Source organism: Moorena sp. SIO3H5 (assembly GCF_010692395.1).
Taxonomy (GTDB): Bacteria; Cyanobacteriota; Cyanobacteriia; order Cyanobacteriales; family Coleofasciculaceae; genus Moorena.
Window position 1 is genome coordinate 1 of record NZ_JAAHHS010000813.1, and the last position, 1073, is coordinate 1073.

At 42.2% G+C, this 1073-nt stretch carries 1 protein-coding gene; it reads right to left on the reverse strand.

Annotated elements, in window-relative coordinates; genetic code table 11:
* Window positions 1–109: 109 nt before the first annotated feature.
* The gene (locus tag F6K52_RS36705) at window positions 110–883 is read right to left on the reverse strand and encodes a group II intron maturase-specific domain-containing protein (protein WP_293090209.1); all 774 of its coding nucleotides are present in this window, start codon (window positions 881–883) and stop codon (window positions 110–112) included.
* Window positions 884–1073 lie beyond the last annotated feature (190 nt).

A 1073-nucleotide genomic window follows, 5' to 3' on the forward strand; every position in this document is an offset into this window, starting at 1 on the left:
TCGATTAAACTAAGTCGGTAAGTCGCCCCACCGACTCGTCTCCAAAACCGGACGTGAAAGTTTCCCTTCATCCGGCTCCTCATCATAGGAACCATTGACATTGGTACTTCTACCATGGGTTTATATCCAACTCTATGATGTTGAAATTCTTTCCATGTTTTTGGTCATGGCAATGTAGGTGAAGTAGTTCGAGGTTATCTAACTTATTTGTTCCACCTAGTGCTCGTGGTAAGATGTGATGAGTTTCCATTAAATCTCTGTCCTTGAAAGTCAGACCACAATGGGCACATTTCCCTTTTTGCCTTTTCAAAAGTTTTCCCTTTTGACTGGTCATTTCAGGATGTTTTCCCATTCTGATGCTCCAGTAGATTGAGTCTCCATCGTATGGGCTTCGTGTTTCTTTGACTTTGGTATGCCTTTTTATTTCTGTCCAGGCATGTTTTTGGAGATATATATCTCCATCTTTGAAAACCCAATTGTCATTACCGATGGTTCCCCAATACTTTCCGTTGACCCAGGTTTTTGATTTGTTGGGATGTCTTCTGTACCCCCATCTTTGAAGTTTATTCCATAGCATATGTCCCAAATCGCTGAAGGTTTCTTTACTACAAACGGAACTGTAGTAGTTACACCATCCTCGTATAATGGGTTTTAGTCGGCTGATGAGAGCCTGCTGTGGGGCAGCTTTATGACATTCTATTGTTTTTGAAAGCTGCCCGTAGTGCTCTTGGATTTTTCCTTTGGATGGTTTGATGATGGTCTTAAAACCTTGTTTTGACTGATTTTTCCCGGCTTGGTATTGTCGGATATTGAATCCCAGGAAATCAAATCCGACCGATGTATGGGTTATTTTTGTCTTACTTGGTTTTAATTTCAACCCCATGTCATTTAGCCATTTATTTATGATTCCCTGACATTCTCTTATTACGGTTTGGTCTTTGTGCATAAGGCGGGTAGGTAAGGAGCCTCGCGGCTCCGTTCCCCCCTCAGAACCGTACTTGCAAGGTTTCCAAGCATACGGCTCAAGCAAATCACACAGTCAACCGTGATGAATTTGTTGGTGACAGAAGAGG